This is a genomic window from Candidatus Poriferisodalis sp. (assembly GCF_965237655.1).
Lineage (GTDB): Bacteria > Actinomycetota > Acidimicrobiia > Acidimicrobiales > Poriferisodalaceae > Poriferisodalis.
The window spans coordinates 665,316-691,757 of sequence record NZ_CBDEGB010000002.1; the positions used below are offsets into that span (position 1 = coordinate 665,316).

At 66.6% G+C, this 26,442-nt stretch carries 27 protein-coding genes; 22 read left to right on the forward strand and 5 right to left on the reverse strand.

Annotation, left to right across the window (positions count from 1 at the left end; all coding sequences use genetic code 11):
• The first annotated feature begins 24 nt into the window (after nucleotides 1-24).
• The 4 genes from ACPXYO_RS11120 (at nucleotide 25) to ACPXYO_RS11135 (ending at nucleotide 5,890) form a co-directional block, all read left to right on the forward strand.
• Nucleotides 25-1,509, forward strand: coding sequence for an FAD binding domain-containing protein (locus ACPXYO_RS11120; protein ID WP_423920271.1), 1,485 nt, complete (start codon nucleotides 25-27; stop codon nucleotides 1,507-1,509).
• Entirely contained in the window at nucleotides 1,509-3,845 is a 2,337-nt protein-coding gene (locus ACPXYO_RS11125; RefSeq protein WP_423920274.1) for a xanthine dehydrogenase family protein molybdopterin-binding subunit, read from the forward strand. Before ACPXYO_RS11120 ends, ACPXYO_RS11125 begins: the two co-directional genes overlap by 1 nt.
• 78 nt (nucleotides 3,846-3,923) lie before the next feature.
• Nucleotides 3,924-4,919 carry a helix-turn-helix transcriptional regulator gene (locus ACPXYO_RS11130; protein WP_423920277.1) on the forward strand — a complete coding sequence of 332 codons (996 nt, stop codon included), beginning with the start codon at nucleotides 3,924-3,926 and terminating at the stop codon, nucleotides 4,917-4,919.
• The gene (locus ACPXYO_RS11135) at nucleotides 4,916-5,890 is read left to right on the forward strand and encodes a helix-turn-helix transcriptional regulator (protein ID WP_423920280.1); all 975 of its coding nucleotides are present in this window, start codon (nucleotides 4,916-4,918) and stop codon (nucleotides 5,888-5,890) included. Before ACPXYO_RS11130 ends, ACPXYO_RS11135 begins: the two co-directional genes overlap by 4 nt.
• Nucleotides 5,891-5,904: 14 nt before the next feature.
• On the opposite strand, the gene ACPXYO_RS11140 is transcribed toward ACPXYO_RS11135, so the two are convergent.
• The gene (locus ACPXYO_RS11140; RefSeq protein ID WP_423920283.1) at nucleotides 5,905-6,711 is read right to left on the reverse strand and encodes an endonuclease/exonuclease/phosphatase family protein; all 807 of its coding nucleotides are present in this window, start codon (nucleotides 6,709-6,711) and stop codon (nucleotides 5,905-5,907) included.
• 42 nt (nucleotides 6,712-6,753) lie between these two features.
• Here ACPXYO_RS11140 and ACPXYO_RS11145 point away from each other — a divergent pair, with 42 nt between their 5' ends.
• Both ACPXYO_RS11145 and ACPXYO_RS11150 read left to right on the forward strand, forming a co-directional pair.
• Nucleotides 6,754-7,497: an alanyl-tRNA editing protein gene (locus tag ACPXYO_RS11145; RefSeq protein ID WP_423920286.1), complete on the forward strand. Its 744-nt coding sequence runs from the start codon at nucleotides 6,754-6,756 to the stop codon at nucleotides 7,495-7,497.
• A gap of 55 nt (nucleotides 7,498-7,552) precedes the next feature.
• A complete protein-coding gene (locus ACPXYO_RS11150) occupies nucleotides 7,553-9,127 on the forward strand; it encodes a DNA-methyltransferase (protein WP_423920288.1) in 1,575 nt (524 codons plus the stop codon).
• 21 nt (nucleotides 9,128-9,148) lie between these two features.
• On the opposite strand, the gene ACPXYO_RS11155 is transcribed toward ACPXYO_RS11150, so the two are convergent.
• The gene (locus tag ACPXYO_RS11155) at nucleotides 9,149-9,907 is read right to left on the reverse strand and encodes a PIG-L deacetylase family protein (RefSeq protein WP_423920291.1); all 759 of its coding nucleotides are present in this window, start codon (nucleotides 9,905-9,907) and stop codon (nucleotides 9,149-9,151) included.
• The gene (gene cofC, locus ACPXYO_RS11160; RefSeq protein WP_423920293.1) at nucleotides 9,897-10,514 is read right to left on the reverse strand and encodes a 2-phospho-L-lactate guanylyltransferase; all 618 of its coding nucleotides are present in this window, start codon (nucleotides 10,512-10,514) and stop codon (nucleotides 9,897-9,899) included. The genes ACPXYO_RS11155 and cofC overlap by 11 nt, the downstream gene beginning before the upstream one ends.
• A 115-nt stretch (nucleotides 10,515-10,629) precedes the next feature.
• On the opposite strand from cofC, the gene ACPXYO_RS11165 reads away from it, so the two are divergent.
• The 14 genes from ACPXYO_RS11165 (at nucleotide 10,630) to ACPXYO_RS11230 (ending at nucleotide 24,273) form a co-directional block, all read left to right on the forward strand.
• Complete coding sequence (locus ACPXYO_RS11165) at nucleotides 10,630-13,050, forward strand: hypothetical protein (RefSeq protein WP_423920296.1); 2,421 nt, start codon at nucleotides 10,630-10,632, stop codon at nucleotides 13,048-13,050.
• Nucleotides 13,051-13,102: 52 nt separating this feature from the next.
• Nucleotides 13,103-13,810 (forward strand): ribonuclease HII, encoded by a 708-nt coding sequence (locus ACPXYO_RS11170; protein WP_423920299.1) that lies wholly within the window; start codon nucleotides 13,103-13,105, stop codon nucleotides 13,808-13,810.
• Between the two features lie 79 nt (nucleotides 13,811-13,889).
• Complete coding sequence (locus ACPXYO_RS11175) at nucleotides 13,890-14,780, forward strand: class I SAM-dependent methyltransferase (RefSeq protein ID WP_423920302.1); 891 nt, start codon at nucleotides 13,890-13,892, stop codon at nucleotides 14,778-14,780.
• Nucleotides 14,781-14,938: 158 nt separating this feature from the next.
• Nucleotides 14,939-16,078, forward strand: coding sequence for an ROK family transcriptional regulator (locus ACPXYO_RS11180; protein ID WP_423923816.1), 1,140 nt, complete (start codon nucleotides 14,939-14,941; stop codon nucleotides 16,076-16,078).
• Entirely contained in the window at nucleotides 16,075-17,319 is a 1,245-nt protein-coding gene (locus ACPXYO_RS11185; protein ID WP_423920305.1) for a M20 family metallopeptidase, read from the forward strand. The genes ACPXYO_RS11180 and ACPXYO_RS11185 overlap by 4 nt, the downstream gene beginning before the upstream one ends.
• A gap of 22 nt (nucleotides 17,320-17,341) precedes the next feature.
• Entirely contained in the window at nucleotides 17,342-18,616 is a 1,275-nt protein-coding gene (locus tag ACPXYO_RS11190) for a substrate-binding domain-containing protein (RefSeq protein WP_423920308.1), read from the forward strand.
• 40 nt (nucleotides 18,617-18,656) lie between these two features.
• Nucleotides 18,657-19,661 carry an ABC transporter permease gene (locus ACPXYO_RS11195; RefSeq protein ID WP_423920310.1) on the forward strand — a complete coding sequence of 335 codons (1,005 nt, stop codon included), beginning with the start codon at nucleotides 18,657-18,659 and terminating at the stop codon, nucleotides 19,659-19,661.
• Nucleotides 19,662-19,665: 4 nt separating this feature from the next.
• Nucleotides 19,666-20,871 (forward strand): alanine racemase, encoded by a 1,206-nt coding sequence (locus ACPXYO_RS11200; protein ID WP_423920313.1) that lies wholly within the window; start codon nucleotides 19,666-19,668, stop codon nucleotides 20,869-20,871.
• On the forward strand, nucleotides 20,868-21,638 hold the full coding sequence (locus tag ACPXYO_RS11205; RefSeq protein ID WP_423920315.1) for an ATP-binding cassette domain-containing protein: 771 nt from the start codon (nucleotides 20,868-20,870) through the stop codon (nucleotides 21,636-21,638). The genes ACPXYO_RS11200 and ACPXYO_RS11205 overlap by 4 nt, the downstream gene beginning before the upstream one ends.
• A complete protein-coding gene (locus tag ACPXYO_RS11210; RefSeq protein WP_423920318.1) occupies nucleotides 21,635-22,537 on the forward strand; it encodes an ROK family protein in 903 nt (300 codons plus the stop codon). The genes ACPXYO_RS11205 and ACPXYO_RS11210 overlap by 4 nt, the downstream gene beginning before the upstream one ends.
• Nucleotides 22,534-23,256 (forward strand): glucosamine-6-phosphate deaminase, encoded by a 723-nt coding sequence (locus ACPXYO_RS11215; protein ID WP_423920321.1) that lies wholly within the window; start codon nucleotides 22,534-22,536, stop codon nucleotides 23,254-23,256. The genes ACPXYO_RS11210 and ACPXYO_RS11215 overlap by 4 nt, the downstream gene beginning before the upstream one ends.
• Before the next feature lie 215 nt (nucleotides 23,257-23,471).
• Nucleotides 23,472-23,618 carry a hypothetical protein gene (locus ACPXYO_RS11220; protein ID WP_423920324.1) on the forward strand — a complete coding sequence of 49 codons (147 nt, stop codon included), beginning with the start codon at nucleotides 23,472-23,474 and terminating at the stop codon, nucleotides 23,616-23,618.
• A gap of 65 nt (nucleotides 23,619-23,683) precedes the next feature.
• Nucleotides 23,684-23,887 (forward strand): ribbon-helix-helix protein, CopG family, encoded by a 204-nt coding sequence (locus ACPXYO_RS11225; RefSeq protein WP_423920327.1) that lies wholly within the window; start codon nucleotides 23,684-23,686, stop codon nucleotides 23,885-23,887.
• Complete coding sequence (locus tag ACPXYO_RS11230) at nucleotides 23,884-24,273, forward strand: type II toxin-antitoxin system death-on-curing family toxin (protein ID WP_423920330.1); 390 nt, start codon at nucleotides 23,884-23,886, stop codon at nucleotides 24,271-24,273. The genes ACPXYO_RS11225 and ACPXYO_RS11230 overlap by 4 nt, the downstream gene beginning before the upstream one ends.
• Here ACPXYO_RS11230 and ACPXYO_RS11235 read toward each other — a convergent pair.
• Complete coding sequence (locus ACPXYO_RS11235) at nucleotides 24,247-24,510, reverse strand: HigA family addiction module antitoxin (RefSeq protein ID WP_423920332.1); 264 nt, start codon at nucleotides 24,508-24,510, stop codon at nucleotides 24,247-24,249. The genes ACPXYO_RS11230 and ACPXYO_RS11235 overlap by 27 nt on opposite strands.
• Before the next feature lie 188 nt (nucleotides 24,511-24,698).
• On the opposite strand from ACPXYO_RS11235, the gene ACPXYO_RS11240 reads away from it, so the two are divergent.
• A complete protein-coding gene (locus ACPXYO_RS11240; protein ID WP_423920335.1) occupies nucleotides 24,699-24,962 on the forward strand; it encodes a hypothetical protein in 264 nt (87 codons plus the stop codon).
• A gap of 50 nt (nucleotides 24,963-25,012) precedes the next feature.
• On the opposite strand, the gene ACPXYO_RS11245 is transcribed toward ACPXYO_RS11240, so the two are convergent.
• On the reverse strand, nucleotides 25,013-25,993 hold the full coding sequence (locus ACPXYO_RS11245) for a hypothetical protein (protein ID WP_423920338.1): 981 nt from the start codon (nucleotides 25,991-25,993) through the stop codon (nucleotides 25,013-25,015).
• Nucleotides 25,994-26,183: 190 nt separating this feature from the next.
• On the opposite strand from ACPXYO_RS11245, the gene ACPXYO_RS11250 reads away from it, so the two are divergent.
• Nucleotides 26,184-26,420, forward strand: a complete 237-nt coding sequence (locus ACPXYO_RS11250) for a type II toxin-antitoxin system Phd/YefM family antitoxin (RefSeq protein ID WP_423920341.1) — start codon at nucleotides 26,184-26,186, stop codon at nucleotides 26,418-26,420.
• Nucleotides 26,421-26,442: the final 22 nt, after the last annotated feature.

The following is a 26,442-nucleotide window of genomic DNA, read 5'->3' on the forward strand; positions in this document are numbered from 1 at the left end:
GCATCTGACACCCTTGTATGGGCCATGTTCCAGCTTCATCCCGTTCAGCGGGCGTCCCCGCTGCCGTCCCGATTTGTCGCACCCGGCTCGCTTTCCGAGGCGGCCGACCTGCTGTCATCACACGGCGCCGCGGCGCGGCTGATCGCCGGCGGCACCGACCTGATGCTGGAACTGAGTCGCGGGGCCCGTTCGGGCGTGGAGCTGCTCATTGACATCTCCGGCTTGCCGGGCCTCGACCAGATCTCCTACGACGGCGCCAGAGTCTCGTTGGGGCCTCTCGTCACCCATGCCGACGTCATTGCCTCGGCACCGATGCTCACCGCGGGGCTGCCACTGGCCCAAGCGTGCCTGGAGGTGGGTTCGCCGCCGCTGCGCAACCGAGCGACTGTGGTGGGCAACATCGTCACGGCCAGCCCCGCAAACGACACCATCTCGGCGCTTGTGGCCCTTGGCGCCGACGTCACTGTGTTGTCAGCAAGGGGTGAGCGCACGGTCCCCATCACCGAGTTCTTCACCGGCTTCCGCCAGACCGTCCTCGAACCCGACGAGATCGTCACCGCAGTCACGTTCGAAGCCCTCGACGGTGTGAACCGGCTGGGCGTGTTCGTGAAGCTGGGTCTGCGCCGGGCGCAGGCCATCTCGGTGGTGCATGCCGCCGTGGTGGCGGAGACCGACGGCGGCAGAGTGGCTGATCTTGTCGTCGCCCTCGGCAGCGTCGCGCCCACGATCATCACAGTGCCCGAGGCCGCCGAGCTGGCGCGAGATCGCGAATTGACCGAAGCAGCGGGCGACATCGTCACCGCAGCACGCCGGGCGGCGACGCCCATCGACGACATCCGCGGCACTGCCGAGTACCGGTCGCACGCCGTCGGTGTTGTGATGGACCGCGCCATTGCCGCGCTGGCCAGCGGCACCGCGGCCGAACGCTGGCCGCACGAACCGCCGCGGTTGGCTCCGGCGGCTGCCCAAGACCGATCTGCGTCAGCGTCGACGGCGCTGGACGGGCCCGACGACGTCGTCACGGCGATCGTGAACGGGGAGCGGCGCAGCGCAGCAAACGCTTCGGGGAAGACGCTGATGGACTGGCTGCGAGACGATCTCGGGCTCACCGGCACCAAGGAGGGCTGCGCCGAGGGGGAGTGCGGCGCATGCACGGTGCACCTCGACGGCGCCGCGGTGTTCTCGTGTTTGGTGCCCGCTGGCCGAGCCGACGGGGCAACCATCACCACCGTCGAAGGAGTGGCAGCGCCCACCGGCGGTCTGCATCCGTTCCAGCAGGCAATGGTGGACACAGGCGGAGCTCAGTGCGGGTTCTGCACCCCCGGCTTCGTGATGAGCGCCGTGGCACTGCTCGACGAGTTCGCCGAGCCCACCTCCGAGCAGATCACCATCGGATTGTCAGGCAACCTCTGCCGCTGCACCGGCTACTGCTCGATTATCGAGGCGGTGCAAACCGCCTCGGTCGAAACGGGGGCGGTGCAAGAAGCAGCCGGCACGGGGGCTGTGTGATGAGGGACGGCGCCGCCCCCGGTGCGCCCGGCGCGGCCATCGAACTCGAGATGGCGACGCACGCCGCGGGCGGTCTGGGCCATTCGCCGCCGCGCGCCGACGGCCCTGCCAAGGTTTCTGGCCTCGCCGGTTATCCCGCCGACCGCATCCCCGCAGATGCGCTGTGGGCCTTTGTTGTCTTCACAGATCAGCCCCACGCCCGCCTCCGCCACCTCGACCTCGGCCCTGCGCAGCGCTGCGGGGGCGTCGTTGCGGTGTTCGGCTCTGCTGACGTGCCTCGCAACGAATACGGACTGACCAAGTTCGATCAGCCGGTGTTCGTCGGGCTCGATCACAACGGGAGCAGCTCGGTGCCCTGCGATGTATCCCGCTGGGAAGCCGATCACCTGGCGCTCATCATCGCCGAGAGCCTCGCCCAGGCTCGTGCCGCCGCAGCTGCAATCGACGTCGAGTGGGAACTGCTGCCGGTCGTAGCCGATCTGGACGCGGCGTTGGGGGCTGGTGCACCGCTAGTGCACGCTTATGACGGCGTCGGCTCCAACCTGTACGAGTCGATGCGCACCCGCAAGGGCGATCTCGACGCCGGTTTCGAAGCTGCCGAGGTGGTCGTGGAGGCCACCTACGAAGTGCCCTATCAGGAGCACGCGTTCCTGCAGCCAGAAGCGGGAACCTCGTGGGTCGCCGCCGATGGGACTGTGTGCGTCGAGATAGCGGGCCAGTGGGCACACGAGGATCGTGAGCAGATCGCGCACGCGCTCGACCTGCCCGAAGACCGGATCCGGGTGCGTTATCCCGCCATCGGCGGTGCGTTCGGCGGGCGCGAGGACATGTCGCTGCAGATCATCCTGGCGCTGGCTGCCTACCGGCTGGCAGAGCGCGGCATCGATCGGCCCGTGGCGATGCAGTGGTCGCGTGAGGAGTCCATCGTCGGTCACCACAAGCGTCACCGGGGGCGCATCTGGGCTCGCTGGGGTGCCGACCGCAACGGCAAGATCACCGCCGCGCAGGCCGAAGCGTGGCTGGACGCGGGCGCATACAACTACACCTCGAACAAGGTGATGGGGAACCTGCATCTGGGCCTCGGCGGGGCCTATGAGCTGCCGAACGCCGCCATCGACACCCATGTCGTGTACACGAATGCCACGCCGGGCGGAGCGTTCCGGGGCTTCGGGGCACCGCAGGCGGCCTTTGCCGTGGAGTGCCAGGTGAACAAGCTGGCCGAGGCGCTGGGCATGGACCCCATCGACATCCGCCGCGTCAACACGCTGCGGGAGGGATCGCCGAGCATCGCTCACACCCCGATGCCGGCCGGCGTGACCATGCCCGAAGTGATCGAGGCGTGCGCGCACGCCGCTGCCCTGCCTGCCCGCCCTGCCGGCTCTGACATCGACGGCTCAGGGCTCTTCAGCCCGTTCGGATCGCTGCCCGCTCGCCCGTCGTCGTTGCGTCGGGGCAGGGGCTTCGCCTGCGCGTTCAAGAACGTCGGGTTCTCGCTCGGTTTCCCCGAGCGCTGCGAGGCCACCATCGTGCTGCACGGCGAGCCCAGCGACGAGACGCCGTCGGGGGCAGAGCTGTCCCATGCCGGCGCTGACGTCGGCCAGGGTGCGCACACTGCGTTCCTGCAGATGGCTGCCGAGGCAACCGGTGTGGATCCAGCAAGAGTGGCAGGTCGCTTCAGCGACACCGGCACATCGGGCGACTCAGGCTCGGCATCAGCGTCGCGCATGACCTGGATGGCCGGCAATTCAATCCTCGGAGCTGCCGAGGAAGCCGAGAAGGCGTGGCGCGAGGGCGATCGGCCGGCCATCGGACACTTCCGCTTCACCCCGCCACCGACCACCGAACTGGATCCCGAGACCGGCGAGGGCATTCCCAACTTCGCCTATGGCTACGTCGCGCAGCATGTGGAGCTGACGGTCGACATTGACACCGGTCACATCCGCATCGACCGGGTGATCAGTGCAAACGACGTGGGACGGGCCATCAATCCTCGTTTCGTGGTCGGCCAGATCGAGGGTGCGGTGGCACAGGCGCACGGCCATGTGCTCAGCGAGCACCTGCAAAGCCGGGACGGTCGGCTGCTGAATCCCCGGTTCAGCACCTACCTGATCCCCGGCATCGGCGACATTCCCGTCTCCACCGAGAGCGTGGTGCTGGAATTGGCTGATCCGCTGGGTCCCTTCGGCGCCCGCGGCATGGCCGAGATGGGCGTGATTCCCTACGCGCCGGCGGTTGTCGCGGCACTGGCGGATGCAACGGGCGTGTGGATGGACGACTTCCCGCTGACTCCGGAGCGGGTCTGGGCGGGGCTGCGGGCGGCCAGCGTCAACACTTGACACCCGGTCTCATACCGCCCGACGATCGGCTCCAGAACTCACCCGGTCGCCCGATGAGGCAGTCCTACACTCCCGAGGGTGGCGACGCGATCACGGCCGGACGCAACCGAGCGCGTGATGGAACTCATGATGTACCTGCTGGCTCGCGACGTGCCCAAGACCCGCGAAGAGATCTGGCGGGACACTGGGCTCTATGCACCCGAGGGAAACACCGACCGGCTCCTGCGCCAGAGCGCCCGCGCCTCATTCGAGCGAGACAAGGCGCTGATCCGCAACCTCGGTGTGCGCATCACCGAGACGATCGAACACGACGGTGCCATGTCGTACACAGTCCGGCGCCAGGACTACTTCCTGCCTGACCTGCAATTGACTCCCGACGAACAGCTCGCGCTGCGCTTTGCGGCAGCGAGGGTGGACATCGGCGAAACGTGGGACCTCGAGGCCGTCGCCAAGCTCACAAGTGCCGAGGCGGCGTCGGTCCGCGACTTGGAGCCACCCGCCGCAGAGGTGGCGCTGGAGACTGCCGCCGCGAGCCAGAAGTCAGCCGGCGCGCTGCTGCCCGCGTTGGCGGCTGCTGCCGCGGAACGCGCTGCGGTCCGGTTCACCTACGGCGGCCGTGAGCGACACGTGCAACCGCTCGGTCTGCTGTGCCGGGCCGGTTACTGGTACTTCGCCGCCATCGAAGACGGCACGGCCAAGACGTTCCGCGTGGACCGCATGGAGGGCGACGCGGAAGTAGGCGAGCGGGGCGCATTCTCCAGAGCCGATGTCGACATGGCGGGACTGCTGCCGTCCGAGCCGATGGAGATCGATTTCGGCGACGACTTCGTGGCCCGGGTCCGGATCGACGCCACCATGGCGCACCAGCCCACTGCTGAGCGAGGCAAGGTCGTAGTGCGGCACGACGACGGCTCGGTGACGGTCGAGGCGTGGGTCCGCAACCGGACGGCGTTCCGTACGTGGCTGCTGGACATGGGCCGACATGCCGTCGTGGAATCGCCCCCCGAGCTGGTGGACGAGATCACGTGGTGGCTGCGAGCGCTGGTTTCCGGAGCAGAAACAGACCCGCGATGAGGGGCCCGAGCGCTTCGGCGAAGATCGAGCGGCTGCTGGCCATCGTTCCGTGGGTGGTCGAGCGAGGCGGCGCCACGGTGGGCGACATTGCTCAGCGCTTCGATATGGGGCCGAGCGCGGTGTATGACCTGCTGCTGGCGGCCATGTGTTACGAGGTGGCGGGCGCTGGCGTCTATCAGAACCTCGGTGTGGTCGTCTTCGGCGACGACGCTGACAATGGCGACGCAGGCGAGGCCTGGGTGCACGTCGAGCCTGGAGCCATGCTGGACCGGCCGCTCAACCTGTCGGTGCCGCAGGCGTTCGGCATCTTGGTGGCCGGCCAGTCGGCACTGGCGCTGCGCGGTGCTGACCGCTCGGGAGCCCTCGCGACGGCGCTCGACAAGCTGCGCGCTTCCTACGGCGAGCGAGTGCGGGTGTCGGTGGACCTGCCCGTGCCACGCCACCTGCCGATCCTGCGGGAAGCGCTGCGCACTGGGACCACGGTCAGCATCCAGTACTACACGCCCAACACCGACGCCCTCACCGAGCGCCAGGTCGACCCACTGGCGGTCTCGCTGCATGACGGCCACTGGTACCTGCGGGGCTGGTGCCATCTGCGCACTGACCTGCGCTCCTTCCGAATCGACCGGATCGACGAGTGCGCCGACACGGGCGCGCCGCACGGCCGCACCCCCGAAGCGGGGCAGGTCGCGGACGTCGCACCCGCCGAGTCCGACGAGACCACCGATGTCGTGCTGTCGATTCCCCGCAGCGACCTGTGGCGTGTGGAGGCCTACCCGTCCCGTGAGGTGACCGACGACGGGGATCGGTGCGTTGTCACCTACGCGATCCGCAGCCCGTGGGTGCTCAGCCAGATGCTCTTGCGCCTCGGGGCCAAGACGCACGTCGTCAACGCAGCAGAGCTGCCGCCCGAGCTGGCTCAAGCGGGACGCACAGGTGCTGCCGCGATCCTGGAGCTCTACGAGACCTAGCGGCCCGGCGTGCCTCAGTCGACGAGATCCACCGCCAGCCCGTAGTGGTCCGACGGCACCACGCCGTCGATCGGCTCGGTGCCGATGAGCTGGATGGCCGAAATGTTGCCCACCGGGACCGGTCGGGGCGTGGAGACGAACACGTAGTCGATGCGGCGGTTCGGCCACATGGCTTGGGACAGGTAGGGATTCTGGCCGCTCCAGGTGTGGCCCGGCCCGTCGCCGGCCTGAGCCCACGCATCGCTGAAGACCAGCTCAGGCACTGGCGGGGGACGCTCGCCGGTGAGCAGGCGGATCTCTTCGGACGTAGGCACTGCGTTGAAGTCGCCGGCCAGGATCACGGGGAAGCCTGCAGGATCGTGATGCGGCGCAGCCAGCTCACACAGTGTGGCCACCTGCCCCTGCCGGATCTCGCTGAGGTGGAAGCGATGCTCGAGGTGCGTGCAGATGACGGTCATCTCGCCGTCGCCGCGGGCGATGCGCGCCACGACAGCACTGCGGTGGCCCGATTGGTTGTCGACGGCCAGCGTGTGCACCTCTGAGGCCAGCGTGTGCACCTCTGAGCTGAGGATCTCCGACCGGCTCAAGATGGCGTTGCCGAACGATTCGCCCCTGCGACCGAACCTCGGCTGATGTGCGACGTGCATGCCAAGGCGTTCGGCCAGCACCGCCGATTGGTCCATGCCGTCTTGTGTGGCCCAGATCTCCTGGCAGCACACGATGTCGGGTTCGAGCGCTTCGAGTGCGGCAGCAGCGGCGGAGTGACGCGCCTGCCAGTCGTCCCCAAAGCGCCACCACAGGTTCCACGTCACCACTCGCACAGGCGCAACGGTAATTCGACGAGTCCCCTATCGTCGGCGGCCATGTCGACCGACGAGAACGCTGACTCCCAGACAGACCAGATCTATCTGCGCGACGCCTACCAGACGAGCGTCGAAGCAACCGTCGTCGCGGTGCGCGACGACGCAGTCGCACTCGACCAGACCGTCTTCTATGCGACCGGAGGCGGCCAGCCCCATGACACAGGCACGCTCGCCGACGGGAGCGGCAACGAGTGGCAAGTGCTGAACGTGCGCAAGGACGGTGGTCTCATTTGGCACTGGGTAGATCGGGAGCCGCCATCGGTGGGAACGGCGGTCGCAGGCTCGATCGATTGGGACCGGCGGCTGCAGCTGATGCGTACGCACACAGCGCTGCACATTCTGTGCGGCGTCATCTGGAACGAGTGGGGCGTGCTGGTGACCGGTGGGAACATGGAGCCGCTCTCGGCCCGCATGGACTTCGAGTTCGGTCCGCTGCCGGAGGGCTTCGCTGCGCGTGTCACCGAGTTGGTGAACGCCGAGATCGCTGCGGATCGTCCGATCGAGGTGAGCTTCCTGGACCGTGGTGCGGCGTTCGCCGATCCCGAGCTGATCCGCACGAAGGTGAATCTCATCCCGGAGTCGGTCACCAATATCCGGGTGGTGGACATCGTCGGGCTGGATCGGCAGGCCGACGGCGGTACGCACGTGGCGTCCACCGGGGCGGTCGGTCGCTTCGAGATCACCAAGACCGAGTCGAAGGGCAAGGGCAACAAGCGTGTGCGGATGGTGCTGCACGACGCCTGAACCGGCGCGGTCACCCCGATGCGCGCGTTTGTTCCAATTTGGTACTCTGTGACAAATGGCTCCCCGGGAGACATTGGGCGGAACGCGCCTTGTCACGCCGTCCGCTCGCCGTACGGTCACGTCGCGATTTGGTGCCTCCCGGCGCGAGGGGCACGACGCGTCGGAGTTCTACGCCCGCTTCACCCCACCGAATCTTTGCGATGACGACACGGTTGCGCGGGGACCCGAATTCGACCCTGACCTGACCGAGCGTCTGGGTGACGGCTGCATCTGCCGCGACGCCCGGCAGATGGCTGAGCTGCCGGACGCCAGCGTGGCATTGGTAGTCACCTCACCGCCGTATTTCGTTGGCAAGGCGTACGAGGACGCGCTGGCTGCTGCGTCTGACGACCGGATTCCGACGAGCTATTTCGACTACTTGGGCATGCTGCGAGAGGTGTTCGCCGAATGCGTCCGGGTGCTCGAGCCGGGCGGGCGCATCGCGGTGAACGTGGCGAATCTCGGCCGCAAGCCGTATCGCAGCCTGTCGGGGGATGTGGCGCGCATCTTCGAAGAGCTGGGCCTGCTGCTGCGCGGCGAGATCGTGTGGCAGAAGAGCAAGGGGTCGAGCGGGTCGTGTGCTTGGGGGTCGTTTCGCAGCCCGTCCAATCCGACGCTGCGTGACACCACCGAGCGCATCATCGTGGCGAGCAAGGGGCGCTTCGATCGAGCGCGGTCGGCGTCCCGGCGTGAAGCCGAAGGGCTGCCTTACCGCAGCAGCCTGTCCACGGACGAATTCATGGAGGCCACGCTCGACGTGTGGGACATGGGGCCCGAGAGCGCCCAGCGTGTGCGACACCCCGCCCCGTTCCCGCTGGAACTGCCACGTCGCCTGATCGACCTGTACACCTACGAGGACGACCTCGTGCTGGACCCGTTCATGGGTTCGGGCACCACGTTGGTGGCCAGCGTGCTGTGCGGTCGGAGGGCAGTCGGCTACGACCTCGATCCCGACTACGTGAAATTGGCGCGCTCCCGGGTCGCCAGTGCTCACGTCGCGTGGAAGCAGCGCCAACGGCCCACACAGCAACCGGCGTTATTCAGCGCGCTTGAGTCCGCCGATGAGTCGGAAGCGGCGGCAGGCGCGATTGCGGATTCGATGAGCGCGGACAATTTCGTGCGACATGCCGTCGAAGCTGGTCGCAAGGCACACGACATCGCCGCGGAGCTCTTGGAGGGCTTCGGTTTCGAAATACTGCGCAGCCCGGCCAAGGTACGTGGCGGCGGAGTGCAGTTCAGCTTCCTGCTCGCTGACCAAGCGGGAGGCGAGTGGTGGGTCGATATAGCGGGCGCATTCACGACCGTGCGGCCGGGTCTGTTGCGGGCCGACACGTTGTGGAAGGCGCTCGGTCGGGCGTCAGTGCTCGCTGGAGCTGATCCCGACGCGAAGCTGCTCCTGCTGACCCCGCACCTGCCCCGTCCGGGGAGCGAGGGAGACCGGGCGTTGCACACGCTGGGGCCCTCCGCCGTGTTCGATGTCATCGAGCTGTTCGGCTACGAGGCTGCAGCACGGTTGGCGGGCTATGCCCTTGGTGCTGTGGCGCCGCGAACCGGCTATTGGGACAAGGCCGAGATCGACGCTGCGCTCTAACGGCGTAGCTGCGCCGCGGCCCTACAGGTTCTTGATTCGCTTGAAGAGCTCGGCGTAGGCGAGCCCGGCAGGCTGGCCGCTGGCCACCGCCACGGCGTCCACCCAGTCGGCGAAGCGCTGCACCTGGGCGGCGTCGTCGGGGTCGGTGATGTCGTGGGTGGTTACGAATTGGCTGCGATGGCACAGCAGAGCGGCGGTCTTGGCGGCCGTCCAGCCCTCGGCGTTCTCGGCGTGGTCGGGCTCGTCGGCTTCGAACAGCAGCAGCTCGTCGGGGCGATGCGGCGGGAGGTCCTGCTCGGGGAAGAAGAACGGGTCGCGTGCGGCAACTACGCCTTCGACGGCCAGCAGCCCGGCATGCCGATGATCGGGATGCAGCCGGTAGCGCTTCCACGGGTCATGCCCCAGCACAACAGCGGGCCGCAGCTCGCGGATGACTTGGGCAACCTGGGCCCGGGAGGAGAGATCGCTGTCCAGCTCGCCGTCGATGTGGCCGCCGAAGCGCACCTCACCCGTTGCGCCCAGAGCCGCAGCGGCGGCGCGCTGCTCGCCTTGGCGGGTCTGCACCAGCTCGGCCTGGTCGCAATCGGTGTCCCAGGTGCCCTTGGAGCCATCGGTGCAGATGAAGTGATGCACGATGGCGTCGGCGGCAGCCCACTTGGCCAGCGTTGCGCCGCAGTCGAACTCGGCGTCGTCGGGGTGTGCTGCGATGACGAGCGCCGAGTCAGGCACCGGCAGGTCCACCGTGAACTCGGGCTCGGCGAACTCAGCTTTAGGGGGCATCGGCCGTTGTTGGCAGGGAGAGGCCGGCGGCGTCGAAGTCGTCGGGCGTGTCGATGTCGAATTCGAGCGCGGCAACGCGGTGTACGCGCAGGTCGAGGCCGTGGAGCAGAGCTTCGGCGCAGTGGGCGTTGAACGAGCCAGGCCCGTAGTGGAATTCGAAACCAGTCCCCAGCGGGAGCGCCATCACGTTGGTGCCGTCGAGATGCCGGTCCGGGACGATCGTGACCGTGCCGGCTTCTGCCAGCCCGGCGAGTGTCTCGGCATGGGGCAGGTCGGCGTGCGCGATGAGCACATGACCTGGGCTGTCGTAGTTGCGGCCTTCGGAAGTTTCAAGTTCTGCGACGGCAGCAGTGAGGGCAGGATTCAGGCCCTTGGCCTCGATCCACAGCACATCTGCGCCGACGGTGCGGGCCCAACGCGACACCTCGTCGTTGTCGCAGACGACCTGCACGGGCAGTGATCCGGCCGCCTTGACGACCTGTGCGGCCATGTTGCGTGCCAGCTCGTCGCGCTCGGTCTCATTGAGACGCTCGGCGAGGCGGCCCTTCGCAAGCCGGAAGCCCTTGACGGGGATGAGCACGGTCGGCCTGACGCTCGTTGCAGTCACCCGCGGCGAGTGTATGGCTGCTCAGAGGTCCGAGCGCAGCCGCAGCCCGCGGACACGACCGAACGCGGCACACCCATGCAGAGGGGTCGCGACCTCGACCTGATAGGACGACAGGATGTCCAGGCGGCGAAGAAGGGATGTCACCCGCACCTTCCCGTCTCGAGGGGCGTGGCGCTGGCCGCTGCCGCGCTTGCCATCATTCCTGCAGTTCCGGGCTCGACGGCACCAGTGGCGCCCTCCGAAGCCAACCGAGCCGCCCGCCGATTGGGTCGGGCCGTGGTGGGCCGAACGCCAGCGCGACCCCGACTCGCCGGCATACGCGCCACAGCGCAGCAAGTTCCGAATGTGGATCGGCGACGAGGAGTTCGTCGCAAACGTCCTGACCAACACGGTCAGTCGCTCATGGACAGTCATTGGAGTGCCCGAGAGCTACGAGCGCGCTGAGGTCGACCCCCGGGGTCTGGTCGTATCGGGGCCGTGGTCGATGGATTGGTGGGTACGGGCCGGTGATCAGTGGGTGTTCCCGTCGCGCGCGCCCGCGGTCCGCCAGCGTCTGGCAGACAACATGCCGGTCGTTGAGACCGTGCTGCGTGTCGGAGGCGGCGATGTCGTTCACCGGGCAGCGGCGGCGCGCAGCGCGTCGAGCGATCAGGGTGCGTCAGAAGCGCTGCTCATCGAAATCACCAACGAGACGGGCGCGCCCATCGCTGTCGCGACGGCGGCCAGACCGTACGAATTGAGCGCATACTCCCAAGTGCACGGCGGCAGCATGGAGTGGGACAACGGTGGCGTCATCGAGGGGATCACCGTCGATGGGCGCAGCTGGAGCCTGAGAACTGGCTGGCATCGGCAGGTGATCTTCGACCGGCTGCCCGGCGATGTCATTGCTGCAAGCGGAGGGGTCGACTGCGCGGCGTCGCTCGTCGCGGCATCGCAAGCCGATGTGCAGCACTCGACTCCCGTTGCCATCCGCCCCAGCGGCCCAGCGGACGATGGCGGGATGGACACGACGGTGGAACCCGACGCTGCGGCGCCTGTCTCGGTCGAGAGCCCGGATCGACTTGCTACTGCGGCCGCGGTCTTTCCCCTGGTTGCCGGATCGACGCTGCGGGTCGCGATCATTGCGCGCAACTGGGGGGATTGGTCCGATACGCCCGCCATCGGACCCAAGGCGGCCGACCTCTTCGATCGGTTGCCGAGCCTGGAACGAGTTGCCCATGGGTGGCGCCGGCGCTTGGATGCCGGCTGCCGGCTTGAGCTGCCTGGTGGCCGGTTCGCCGATGCGGTCGAAGCGGCGCGCGCGTCGCTGTTGCTGAGTACCTGGCCAGCTGACGACGGCCACGGCACGACCGGTCCGATGTTGTGGCATCCCGCGTTCATCGTCGATCAGGAAGACGGCGACGATCTGGTTCAACTGCTGGGGTTGATCGAGGGCGGCTCGCCCGAGTTGGCGCGTGACCTGCTGATACGGCAGGCCCAGGTGCAAGATGCCTCGGGCTACACGACGAGCTTGGGCCGTACGGTCACGGCAACGTCGCTGGTACTGGCAGAGCACCTGCTGTCGCTGCATGGCGACCAGGAATTGGCCGAAGCATTGGGAGAATTCGTGACCTCAGCGGTCCGTTGGCTGCTGACGCGCGACGCCGAATGGGAACAGGCGTGGGCCAATCGGGAGGGGCTGCGGGCCGGCTACCGCATGCTGCGACGGCTGGGTGCTGATCGTGCTGCCACCGAGTTGCGGCGCGCTGGGAAGTCGCTGCCGCCACACAGAAGGCTGGACGTCAGTGCGGAGCCTGACGCACCCACCTTCTACCTGAACTTCCGGGGTCACCTGCCGTGGGAGATTCCAGAGCACGGCCAGAACGAAGCCTCGACGAAGCGACGGTGGGAGTGGGAGATGCGTGACGGCGGTCTGTGGGTGCACGCGGCCGTCCCTTGGTCGCCGGCGCTGCCCTTTGTGAGTGGTGAGCCTCCCGAAGGCACGCCGACGGACTTCGTTCCCGATGCCGAAGCGTCGCGCGGTCACGACCTGATGGCAACTGCTCTGCTGGCGTTTGCCGAGGCGCGTGTGGCGCCGGCTCGGGCTTACGAACGCCTAGAAGCACTGGTGTCGGTGGCATCGCCAACGTTGAACTGGCCAACCTTCATGCATCCACAGCTGCGCACCGGCACCGACGGGGCTGGCCAAGACCTGCGAGTGGGCGGACTGATCGTGCGCACCCTGTTGCGGCTGCTTGTCGATGCCCCCGACGACGGCGGGTCGAACTCAAAGGAGCGGCCGAAGTTGCGAATTGCTGCGCACTGGCCTGCGGCTTGGCTCGGACAACCGGTGGAGGTGCATGACGTCCCGACCCGGATCGGCACGGTGTCGTGGGCGGTGCGCTGGCATGGCGAGCGGCCTGCGCTGTTGTGGGACGTGGTGCCCCGCGACTCGGGCGGCGAGGCGCCGAGCGTCACTGCGCCAGGCTTGGACCCGGCGTTCACTGCGACGCAGTGGCGTGGCGAGACTCTGCTCGCTCCGATGCCAGCGCCCTAGAGGGTGCCCGTGGGTTCTGATCGGGACAGGGTCGGCAACTAGGTTCGATTCCATGACGGCACGGCCGAGCCTCACGTTCGAGCGGCGGTGCTGGGAGGCGGGCGAGGCCACGGTCGTCGGCGTGGACGAGGTGGGCCGCGGAGCCTGGGCCGGACCGCTGACGGTCGGTGCGGTGGTGGTTTCGTCGCATGGGCGTGTGAACGGCATCCGCGACTCGAAGGAACTCCGTCCCAAAGTGCGCGAACAGCTCTTCGAGCGCATCGACGACTGGGCCCGTGCGTGGTCGGTGGGACACGCCACTGCAGCCGAATGCGACGAGCTGGGCATGACCGATGCGCTGAGGTTGGCGACACGTCGGGCACTGGATGTGCTCGGAGCCGAGCCGGATCGTGTCCTGCTCGACGGCAGTTTCAACTTCGTGGACTGGCGTCCGAGCACTGCTCTGGTGGAGGGCGACCGGCGCTGCCTGTCGATTGCTGCGGCGTCGGTCATGGCCAAGGTGGTGAGGGATCGGATCATGTCAGGGCTGGCGACCGAGTTTCCGCCGTACCGGTTCGAGTCGAACAAGGGGTATCCGGCGCCGGTCCACCGTGCGGCTTTGGCGACGCATGGCCCGTGCGCCATTCACCGGCTGAGCTGGTCGTTCGCCGATGCGCTGCCCAACGCCGAGCCGGTGCCGAGCGCAGCGCACCGTGACACAACCAGCGCGTTGGCGACCTACGAGCGGGCGTTCGCCGGCCCTGGCGAAACCTTGTTCTGACCGCCGTTGCGGGTATCAGGCTGTTCGGAAGCCTCTGGCGTGGCCTGCTAGAAGAAGGCAGCCTCAGAAAGGGACCAGCGTGAGCGACGACCCCAACGCGGACCAACGAGAGTTCTGGCGCAACGCGGCGGTGTGGGCCGACCAGCAGGAACGACTCGATGCGCAGCTCGCCCACCTCGGCGTTGCGGCAATGGGCGTTGCCGAGCAGTTGCGGGCGGGGGCACATGTTCTCGATGTGGGTTGCGGCTGTGGCCAGACGTCGCTGCAGTGGAGCGAGCGCGTGACCGGTTCGGTGCTGGGTGTCGACATCAGCGATGCGCTGATCGAAGTGGCCCAGCGGCGGGCTGCCGACCACGCCACGAAGCATCCGGAAGCGGCACCGATCAGCTTCGCCGTGGTCGATGCTCAGACGGCCGACATTGCTGGACTGGCTGCGGGCCCGGCTGCCGACAACGGCAGCTTCGACGGCTTCGACCTGGTGTATTCCCGCCTGGGGGTGATGTTCTTCGCGGACCCGGTCGCCGCATTTGCGAACCTGCGGGCAGCGACGCGCCCCGGCGGTCAGCTCTCGTTCGTCTGCTGGCAACGGGCGCGGAATAACCCGTGGCTGATCTCGGTCAACAAGGCAGTGCTCGAGGTCGTGGAGTTGCCGCCTAGTGACGGCCCGGCCGTCGATCCGTTCGCCTTCGCCGACCCCGACCATGTGCGGGGCATCCTCGACGCAGCTGGCTGGTTCGGCATCGCCCTCCGGCCGCACGACACCGAGCTCGTCTTCAGCGGGGGAGGCACCCTCGAAGAGACGGTCGACTTCGCCATGGATCTCGGTATTGCTCGCCGGGCCCTGAAGGGCCACCCGCCAGAGGTCCACGACCAGGTCCGCGAAGCCGTGACCGCTGTGCTGGGGCCTCGACAAACCCCTGCAGGCGTCGTCTTCCCCGCAGCTACCTGGATCGCCACCGCCCGCAACTGATTCTCGGGCGAACTGTCCCAAAAGGGCCGTGGCAGCGGACAAGGCCGACATGGCGTCTTGACACGTTGAGTTTGTAAGGTAAGATTACTAACAATATGGACGACCGAGCGCGTTCGGGGGGTCTGCGGCTGCTGAGCGGGCAGAGGATCGCTGACGCGATGTTCACAGCACACCCGCGGCAGATGTCTCGCGCTGGCATTGCCCGGGCCACCGGACTGTCGAAACCGACGGTGTCAGCCCTCATGGCTGACATGACGTCGGCGGGACTGGTGCGTGTCGCCTCGGAGGGCCACAGAACCGGATCCATCGGGAGGCCGGCGGCGCTCTACGAACTCGTCCCGACGGCACGGCAGGTGCTTGCGGCCGACATCGGCGCCACCAAGATGCTGATCGGCGTCGGAGACCTCTTCGGGAACCTCATCGTTGATCGCGAGATGGAGACAGGACCGGATGCTCCGACGGCGTTCGAGCGACTCGGGCGAGCCATCTCGGCGATGCTGGACGCCATTGATGAGCCGTGCAGCGCCGCGTGCATCGGTGTGCCGGGCATCTACCGAACCGGCAGCGACCGCGTTGAGCAGGCACTGAACCTGCCCGGATTCGATGAGTTGTCGCCGCGTGCATGGCTCGCCGAGCAACTCGGAGTCACGGTCGATCGAGTCCATGTCGACAATGACGTGAACCTCGCTGCGCTCGGGGAGCTCGCCCATCTGGACGACGATCAGCCGGGCGGCGACTTCGCTGCGATCTCGATCGGCACCGGCATCGGCGGTGCGATCGTGGTCGACGGGGAGCTGTATCGAGGAGGTACCGGGTCCGCAGGCGAGATGGGCTCTCTGCTGCTGCAGCACCCAGAACCTGGCGAACCTCCAGTCACGCTCGAAGATGTGGCCTCAGCGCCGTCCATTCGCAAGCTCTTCGGCCGAGCAATCGAGGATGGCTACGACAGCGGGCTGGCTCCCAGCTCTGACGTTCCTGACATCCTTGCCGCGGCTGAGGCGAATGACGCCGCCGCACGCCACGTCCTGCACAAAGTTGCGGAGTCGATGGCGCTCGCCGTGTCGCACCTCTGCCTGATCGCGGATCCGGCCCGGGTCGTGTTCGGCGGCGGAGTCGGCGTCAATCCTGTCTTCGTCGATGCCGTGCGGGAACGGCTCGAAGGCCTCGTGGGGGCACCCCCCGAGCTGGCTGCGTCAAGTTTGGGACGTCGGGCCGCTCTCGCAGGAGCCGTGTCGATGAGTCTGCGGATCGTGCACGAGACCCTCGTGCCAGAAGTCTTGGGAGACCAGCGCAGATGAGTAGCGCCGCCGCGCTCGTCGCCGACGCGGTGGACGCTGACGCGGTCGTAGAGCTGCTGCGGCAAGCCGTCCGCATCCCGAGTGTCACGCCCAATGAGTCCGACGTCGCCCGCTGGGCGCTGGGCTGTCTCAACGAATCGGGAGCATTCCACGCAGCAGAGATGATCGAATGCGAGCCGGGCCGGCCGAATGTGTACGGCAGCGCCGGGGGAGACAGCGGCCGGTCACTGCTGCTCGCTGGTCATCTTGACACGGTCGCCGTTGACGACTGGGAGCGGCACTGGGCTGGGACCGAGCGCGCAGACCCATTCCAGCCGTGCGTCATCGACGGCGAAATCTGGGGACGAGGTGCCGCCGACCAGAAGGCGGGCATCTGCATCATCATCGAGGCGCTCCGGGCATTCAGCAGGGTCGGGCTGCGTCCGGCCGGTGCAGTCTCCACGTGGTTCGTCTGCGACGAGGAATCCGGACAGCCGGGGTCTGGCGTGTCGCTCGGAATGCGCACGGCGGCGAGCGACAGTCCACGAGGCGTCGCCGACTTCGCCATCTATACCGAGCCGACGACATCGGCCATCTACACCGCGCAGATGGGATTCCTCATCGCCGACATCGTCTGCATTGGCAAGTCTGCGTACTTCGGACGACCCGAACTCGGTGTGGATGCGCTCAAGGCCGGCCACAGCTTGCTCAGCCGCTTGTGGGAGCTTTCCGACGAGCTGCGAGCAATGGTGCCGGCCCATGAGTTGCTCGGCGAAGCCTTCCTGCTGGTCACCTCGGTTTCTTCGGGTGGCAACATCGCCGTGCCGGGGCGTTTCGAGGCGTCGCTGATTCGAAAGATCAATCCGGGCGAGAGTCTCGACGCGGCCGCTGAGCAGATTCGCAGCGTTGTGACGGACGCCGCGGCAGAGCATTCCGTGGAATGCAGCGTGGACTTCAGCGCTCCCCGGGATCACGTCGTCGGCGGCACACCCGACGAAGTCTCCGCCGACCATCCGGGAGTGGCCGCTCTCGCCGCATCGATCACCTCGGTAACCGGCGAGCAGGCCCGTATCGAGGGCGCTCCCTACTGGTCGGAAAAGCCATTCCTGCGGGACCTGGGCATTCCTGGCGTCTATTTCGCTCCCGGAGACATCTCGCACTGCCACACACCGTTCGAGCGGGTCGCCATCGACGAGCTGGTGACCGCAACCCGCACGCTCGCTCACTTCATTGCCGAGTGGTGCGGTGTCGAGGACTCATAAGCCGGACCCGGAGGAGGGACCCATGAGAACCAAATCAGAAAGACACACGACCAAGTCTCGAGTGCGAGCGCCGAGGCGACTCTTGCTCTTGTGCTTGCTGGCGGTGTTCGCCTTGCTCGCTGCTTCGTGCACCGGTGACACCGACAGCGATGCGGACGGCGGTGCCGCTCCGGCGACTACCGCTCCCGCCGATGACGACATGGCTGACGACGACATGGCCGATGACGACATGGCCGATGACGACATGGCCGATGACGACATGGCCGACGATGACATGGCTGACGACGCACCCACCGCACCGGTCACCCAAGGCCCTGGTGGCGAGGAGGCGGTCGCGTCGAGCGAGATCACGCTCAGCGATGACGAGATTGCGCAGGTGCAGGCAGGTAGCCACACGGCCGCTCTGCTCTGGCACACCGCGGGCGCGTTCACCGATGCAGTGAGCCAAGGCGCACGCGATGCCTTCGCAGAACTCGGAATCGAGGTGATTGCCGAGACCAATGCCTCGTTCGACGCTGCTCAGCAGGCGAACGATGTCGAGACGGTCATGGCGCAGAATCCCGACATCATCATCAGCTTGGCCATCGGACCCGACGCCGGTGCGGCAGCATTCCGTCCTGCAACCGAAGCCGGCGTGCAGTTGGTCTTCCTCTCGAACGTCCCGCAGGGGTACGTCCATGGCGAGGACTACGTCGGCATCGTGACCGATGACCTCGCGGCGATGGGCATCACCGCAGCCAACCTGCTTGGCGAGGCCCTCGGTGGCGAAGGCGAAGTGGGATTCATCTTCCACGACGCTGCGTACTACGTCACCAACCAACGGGATCAGGCATTCAAGTCGTGGATCGAGATCAACTATCCAGGCATCGAGATCGTCGCCGAACAGGGGCTCGCTGATCCGGCCGCTGCGGAGGAGATCGCCGCGGCGCTGCTCACGCGTCACCCAGATCTCGACGGCATCTATGCACCTTGGTCCGCCGGCCCAGCCGACGGCGTGTTGGCGGCGCTCCGCGCTGCGGGAGCATCCGATGTTGCCGTGGTGACGATGGATCTGGACACCAACGTGTCGCTCGATCTGGTCGAGGGCGGCAACATCGTCGGCATCGCTGCCGATGAGGCCTACAACCTCGGCCGCACGATGGCATTCGAGGGCGCCTACGGCCTGCTGGGCAAGGCGGCTCCGGCATTTGTCGTGGTGCCTGCAATTGGGGTGACGGCCGACAACATCGTCGACGCCTATCGTCAGTCCTTGGCCGCGGAACCCCCGAAAGAGGTTCTGGACGCCCTCGGCAACTGACGCAGACTCGTCCTTTCGGGGGCGAGCTGAGGAACCCATCGTGACGCAGGACTTCGGCGCCCCGGGCCAGTCAAACCCTCCCAGGGGTCTTGGGCGGCTCTTGTCCAATCGCCAGGACTCAGGATCTCGCGGATACGTCGTTTACGTGGCGTCGGCGCTCATCTTCGGAGTCTTCGCGGTGACCTTGCACGACGATGGGTTCCTCAGCGCGTCCAACCTGCTCAATATCGGCCGGCAGGCAACACCGATAGCCGTCATGGCAGTAGGGATGGCATTCGCCCTCGCTGCCGCCGAGATCGATCTTTCCGTCGGCTCGATTGCGGCGCTTTCGTCGTTGGTGGCCGCAGAAGCGGTGGGCGGTTACGGATTCTTCGCTGGAGCCTTGGCGGCGGTCGCCGTCGGCGCGGCAATCGGGTTGGTCAACGGCCTGATCACTGTGAAGGTGCGCATTCCGTCATTCCTCGTCACCTTGGGGATGCTCGGGATTGTCAGCGGCATAGCGCGCAACATGAACAACCTGCAGTCGCTGCCGATACGAAACGACACGTTCTCGGCGGTGTTCGGCGCGGGCTCGCTGGGTCCCGTGTCCTCGCTGCTCATCTGGACCGTGGTCGTTGGCCTCATCGGGCATCTGGCACTTCATCAGCTTCGTTGGGGCCGCCACGTCCTGTCGGTCGGAGCCGACCGTTCCGCGTCAGAAGCGGTGGGCATCAACGTGGACCGCATCCGCATCGCGGCGCTGGTGACCAGCGCTGCAGCGGCTGCATTCGCCGGCGTGCTGCTGGCTGGCCGACTGGCCATCGGACGCCACGATCTTGGCGAGAACCTGCTGCTCACGGTGATAGCCGCCGTCGTCATCGGCGGGACCAACCTGTTCGGCGGGCGTGCATCGGTCGCCGGGGCGATCATGGGCTCGGTCATCATGGCCATGCTCAACAACGGCTTGATCCTGATGGGGCTGCGAGTTGCCGATCAGTTGATCGCAAGGGGCGTCATCATCATCCTGGCCGTCGCGCTGAGCATGCGCGAGCAGCGGGAGCGCTGAGGAGATGTTCCTTCGATCCCTGCTCGACCGCAATCCCGGGTTCGTCGAAGCCGCTGTCGAATTGCACCAGGCGGGGAAGATCCCGGCGAACAGCTACGTGCTGGACCTCGACGCCATCGAGGCAAACGCAAACGTGCTGTGCACTCGGGCCCGGACACTCGACCTCACCGTGTACGCGATGACCAAGCAGATCGGCCGGGCCGCCGGCGCGATGGCGGCCATGGCGGCCGGCGGCGTGGACGGCTTCGTTGCGGTCGACATGGCGTGTGCCCGCCCCATCATTCGCAATGGCCACCGACTCGGTCACCTCGGACACCTCGTTCAGGTTCCTCGCTCCGAAGCGGGCGAGGCAGCCACGATGGCGCCCGAGTACTGGACGGTCTTCTCCGTGAACAAGGCGGCGGAGGCCGCGGCAGCAGCACGTGACAGCGGTCGAACTCAGCGCCTCCTGCTGCGGGTCTTCGACCCGGGTGACACGTTCTATGCCGGTCACGAAGGAGGCGTGCCGCTCGGCGACCTTCTCTCGGCGGTCGACGTCATCGCAGCGCTCGATGGGGCCGAGTTCGCCGGACTCACGACCTTTCCGGCCATGCTCTTCGATGAACGACGGGGCAGCGTCGCTGCCACCCGAAACGTCGAGACGCTGGCACGGGCAGCCGACCTCGTACGACGGCACCCGGCCTGTCCCGCTCACCTCGAGATGAACCTGCCGGGGACCACCTCCACCGAAGTCCTCGGGCTGCTCGCCGAGTCCGGGGCCACCCAAGTCGAGCCCGGCCACGGACTCACCGGCACCACGCCGCTGCACGCCGTTCGGGATCTGCCTGAGCAGCCAGGGGTCTTGTACCTCAGCGAGGTGGCCCACATTCATCAAGGTGTGCCGCTCTGTTTCGGGGGCGGTCTGTATGTCGACCCGGTGTTCGGCGAGTACCAGGTCCGTGCAGTCGTGGCCCATGACGCTGCAGAGATTTCGACGTCGTCCGTGCCCGTGGACATGCCTGATCCGGCAGCGATCGACTACTACGCCCGCTTGCACCCCGACGCTGGCTGCACCGTGACGGAAGGCGCGACGGTGGTCTTCGGCTTCAGGATCCAGGCGTTCGTGACCAGGGCGCTTGTCACTGGGCTGTCGGGAGTGTCGCAAGGCCAGCCTCGGGTGGTCGGAGTGTGGAACGGCTTCGGGGATCGGGTCGAGGTGAGCTCGACATGACTGCCGTCACAGCCTTGGAAGCCACGGGCATCTGCAAGTCGTTTCGTGCTGTGCGGGCGCTCGACGATGTCACGCTGAGCTTGCGCTACGGCGAGGTGACCGCGTTGCTCGGCGACAACGGAGCCGGCAAGTCCACTTTGGTGAAGTGCATCGCTGGGGTGTACCGGCCTGACGCCGGAAGTGTCTTCGTCAATGGACACAGGCGCGAGATCGGATCACCGGAAGGAGCCAGATCGCTGGGCATCGAGACGGTGCATCAGACGCTGGCGGTGATCGACCCGCTCGATGTCGTGGAGAACCTGTTCCTCAACCGCGAGCACACGCGTGGGGGACGTTTGGGGTCATGGCTCGGAGTGCTCGACAAGAAGCGCATGCGCGTCGAGGCCGGGAAGATTCTGGGTCGCCTCGACATCCGACTCCCTTCGCTGCGGCGCCCGATGAGCGCGCTGTCGGGCGGCCAGCGCCAAGCAGTCGCGATCGGCAGGGCTGCCGCATGGGGACAGCAGATCGTGCTGCTCGACGAGCCCGCCGCTGCATTGGGTGTCGAGCAGGCTGCACGCGTCCTGGACCTCATTCGCGGATTGCGCAGCGCCGGCGTGGCCGTCCTGCTCATCACCCACAACATGGACAGGGTCATGGCAGTGTGCGACCGGGCGGTCGTGCTGCGTCAGGGGCGCACAGCTGCGGAGGTCGATGTCAGCGCGGTGACCAAGGATGACCTCGTTGCATACATCACCGGTTCCCGCCACGACGGTCCGGAGCCATGAGCGACGACCTGGGCGTGCGACCCGAATCGGAGGTTGAAGACGCGGGCGAATTCGGGTCGTCGCGAACCGTCGCCGGCAACAGCTCGCTGCAGATCGGCATCGACGTGGGCGGAACGAGCATCAAGGGAGCTGTCGTGGATGTCGCCGTGGGGGAGCTGTCAGGGCCCGTCCTGACCGAAGCCACGCCTCCCACGGCAACACCGCATGACGTGATGGCGGCAATCGGTCGAATCATGTCGGCGGTCGGATGGTCGGGACCGGTCGGTGTTGCGCTGCCGGGTGTGATCGACGGTCTGTCGTTGCGACATGCGCCGAACCTTGGCGGTTCCTGGGAGGACGCCGACGCACTGTCTTGCTTGCGTGCGGCGTCTGGGGCCAACACGGTGCTGATCAATGACGCTGATGCAGCCGGCCTCGCAGAACTGAGATACGGCGAGGCCACACTGAGGACGACCGGGCTCGCCATCGTGCTGACGTTCGGGACCGGTGTCGGCAGCGCGCTGCTGCACAACGGCAGTCTCATCCCGAACTCCGAGTTAGGCGGCCTGATCGTCGGCGGGGCTTGTTTCGAAGAGGCGGCCTCTGGGCGTGCGATATCCACCGACGGGCTCACACCAAGTCAGTGGGCGGAACGGGCACAGCCGTTCTTCGAGATGATCGAAGCGATGCTGCACCCGTCTTGTTGGGTCGTCGGCGGAGGGCTCAGCAATGACTTCGACCGGTTCGCCTCGGAACTCGACCTCTCGAAGCCGATCACGGTCGCACACCGAGGAATGCATGCCGGCATCGTCGGTGCCGCAGTCGCAGCCATGGTCGGCTTGGAAGCCGAGCGTGCGCCCGGAGCCGACGAGGGTCTCCGCAGCGATGACGTTGGCGCTGGCATGCCGATCACGCAATGAGGATCATCGTCGCTGAGGATCGAGTGGCTGCCTCAGAATGCGCAGCGGACATTGTCGAACGCTTCGTGCGCGACCAGCGACGGGCAAGCCTTGGGGTTGCAACCGGGCGCACGACCGAGGCGCTGTATGACGAGCTAGTTCGACGCCACCAACATGAGGGTCTCAGTTTCGCCGGCGTCGACGTGTACCTGCTTGATGAATACGTGGGCCTCGATCCTGACGATCCGTGCCGCTTTCGCAGCGTCGTGCAGCGGGAGCTAGCGCAGCAGGTCGACCTACGCCGTGATGCAGTTCACTGCCCCGATCCTGACGCGCCCGATCTCCCACGCGAGTGCTGTCGCTACGAGCACTTGGTTCGCAGTGCACCAATCGGCCTGCAGATCCTGGGCATCGGGTTCAACGGGCACATCGCCTTCAACGAACCAGGTTCTGCATTTGACAGCGTCACTCGCATCGTGGCCCTCAGTGAGCAGACCCGTTCCGACAATGCGGGCTGCTTCAGCGACGGCCGACCCGTTCCTGAGCGTGCCATCACGCAGGGGATCGCCGCCATCCTTGCGGCGACTGAGCTGTTGCTGCTCGCGTGCGGCGAACGCAAAGCAGCGACTGTGGCAGCCGCAGTGGACGGCCCGCTGTGCGAGGCGGTCCCCGCCTCAGCTCTGCAGCTCCATGCAAGCGTGACGGTCGTCCTCGACCCGGACGCCGCATCGCTCCTTTAGCGGTTGCTCGCCGATCCGATCCTCAACAGCGGGGAACCGAATGGGTCCGAACTGCGTCTGATTTCACAAAGAACGCCTGCTCGGGTTGAAGTTCATTGGCTGATTCATCGAATTGTTCGAACAAACTGCCGAAGATGCTCCGGCAGAGCCGAGAGAACCAACGCGACGCAGGCGCAAATCGCAGCTATCACGGTGGGCCACAGGGAGGGCAGACCATGGCGACGGCCGCGCTCATCGACGTCCTGGCGCACATGGCTGTCGGCGATGCCGTCGGGATCGTGTCGGTTCACCCCGAGTTGACTGTCCCGCAGGCAGCCGACCTCTTGGTCGCCGAAGCCCGCCGCCTCCGCTTCGACTGCTGAGAACCCTCGGCTTCGGCTGATTGGGCATCGGGAAGAGCGTGGTATCGAAGTGATACCATACGTCCATGGCGATGACGCTCAGGCTCACCGACGACGAGCAAGAAGCCCTGCGGAGACGAGCGGCACTCGACGGCATTTCTATGCAGGAAGCGGCTCGGCGGGCGGTGCGGGAGTACGTCACCAAGGCCGAGCATCGGGACCGGGTCGCTTCGGCGGCCGACCTCATCATGGAGCGTCATGGCGACGCGCTCCGGCGCCTCGGCGAGTGAACGCAAGCTTTGAGTACCTCGACACCGAGGATCTTGTCGAGTTGGCGCGCCGCCTGCTCGGCGACCCGCCACCGATTCGCGACATCGGCCTCCTTGGGGCGGCAGCGGCGCGACCACAGGCCTCCGCGTTCGGCGAAGATGCCTACCCCGACGTCTGGTCCAAGGCCGCGGCGTTGCTGCACTCGGTGGTCAACAACCATCCGCTCGTCGACGGCAACAAGCGTCTCGGCTGGCTCGCGGCGGCCGTGTTCTTGGAACTCAATGACGCGAGCGTGAGCGCCGCCACCAACGACGACGTCTACGACCTCGTCATGAACGTTGCATCGAGCGACATGGGCGTGGAGGAGATCGCGATGGCTCTACGTGCCATGGATGAGCGTGTGTAGCCGGTAGGCCGCTTCGAGGTTGAGCCACAGTTGGGTCGATGTGCCGAGAGCTGCGGAGAGCACTTGGGCCAGATCCGGCGTGATCTCAATTTGGGCCTCAAGGATCTCCGACACGACATGAGATGGTCGACCCATCATCTCGGCCAGTTGTGCGACCGTCCAGCCACGCTCAGTGAGTTCGTCACGCAGATGCTCACCCGGCGGAAACGCCTCTGCAGGAACAAGTTTCGAAGGCATGGTGACGCCCCCCAACTACTGACAGCCAATCGACTTGAGATGAATCACGGTCGGTCCAGAATCACGAATCCCGGCAGGCCGAAGTGAAGCGTCGCCGATCGGGACATGCCGGGTGGCGCTTCCGCCGACCAGTGCGAGATCGTACGATGACCGCTGGTGCGGTTTGGTGATCTTGATACGGGGACTCCATGACTGACTACCTGGCCCCCGAGCAGATGGCCCGTCGCGATATCGACGAGCAGCTGGAAGCTTGCGGCTGGGTGGTGCAGGACTACAAGAGTGCAGCGGTGGCCGCGGCTCAGGGTGTCGCCACCAATGACTCGGTGTCACGCCACTGCAGCAGAATTCCGCCCTCCGTCTCGACGGGAACACCGTCTCGCAATGCGGGTGCGGCGGTTGGCAAGCATCGCAAGTCTGCAAAGCGCGCCATCTGCAGCTCGCAGGCCGCGTAGCTGCGGCCGAGACGAGCGACACGGCAAGGGCTCCGTCGGTCGCTGGGGCGCTAGTCGCAGTTGCCGTCGTTGCCGACGTCGCGGTGGCTGTAGCACAGGGGTGTGGCCGCAACACTTCGCAGCGTGTACGGGCCTGCATCGGTATTGATGTCGCCGTCGCTGAGGGCGGCCATCCAATCTCCGGCGGTCTCAGCGGTGATCCACAAGCGATAGCCGCGTACTGCGTCATCGGGCTGGCCGACCACATCGACAGTGAGTTCGGCCAAGGCTTCAAACGCACTCGTCGCGGACGTGAATCTGATGCGTGACGGTGGTTCGTCGGAGGCGAATTCGGCGGCGACCTGGGTGGCGAGTTCGGTCATGGTCGGTGCCGACGGGGTGGGGCCGATGGCACCCAAGACTTGTGCGGTCACATCGAGCCGGGTATCGGGCGACAGCGGGGCGAGGTAGTTGCTGCTGGCCCATCCGGTGACCGGGCCGGCTTGTATCTCGTGCCAGGTGCTGGTGCGCAGGTCGCGTGTGCGACCTGTGGCTGTCACACCTACGACGTCCAGTGTCGCAATTGTCTCGGTGGCTTCGGGACTTCCGACCAGGATCGACTGCTCGCCACTGGCCGAGTTTGCGATGCGCAGCGTGAGCGTGGCGACGACATTGCCGTTGGGCACGTCGCGGACGTTGAGGAAATCGTCGTGGCTGACGCCGACAACGCCGAGTTGCGTGCCCGCTGCTGGTCCGACTGCCGACGGCGTGCCGGGAAGCGGTGCCGTCGTGGGCGGTGTCGTGGCAGCCGTCACGGGCGGTTCGGTAGCTGTGGGCACCGTGACGGGGGCAACTTCGTCTGGTGCGTTCCCAGCCAGAGGGGCGACCGTCGTGCTTGGTGCCTCGATGGCAACAGAAGCGGTCGTCGGCGGGGCAACCTCGGCGGCTGGCGAGGTCACTTGATCGTCGGTGGCACCCAACGCGACGAAGAGCGACAGTACCGATAGCACCAGCGCTGTGAACGCCATCGCAGCGACGAATCTGTTTGTCATAGCTGCGGCCATCCCTCGAGAGCGGTCGTGAGACCCCCGGTATACCGCGGCTTGGTCTCGCCGTGGTGACGGGGACGCCTGTGGGCGGGCCGATGCTGATGCGTGGTGTTCAGCCTTCGGCAACATCTGCTCTGATGCCGACATCATCCACCGTTGGTCCAAGATGTATCACCAGTGATACATTGAGGCCATGGGCGAGGTCACCATCCGGCAGCTTCGCAACCATGGGGGTGATGTTGTGGATCGTGTGCAGGCGGGTGAACGGCTCACGGTCACCCGGTCGGGTCGGCCGGTGGCGGAACTGCGTCCCTTGCCCCGCCAGGCGCTCGACGCCTCGACGTTGCTCGAACGCTGGCGTCACCTTCCGGCCGTTGACCCAGTGCGGCTTCGTTCCGACATTGACGACGTGATGGACCCGTCTTTGTGAGCGCCCCGCACCTGCACGTTCG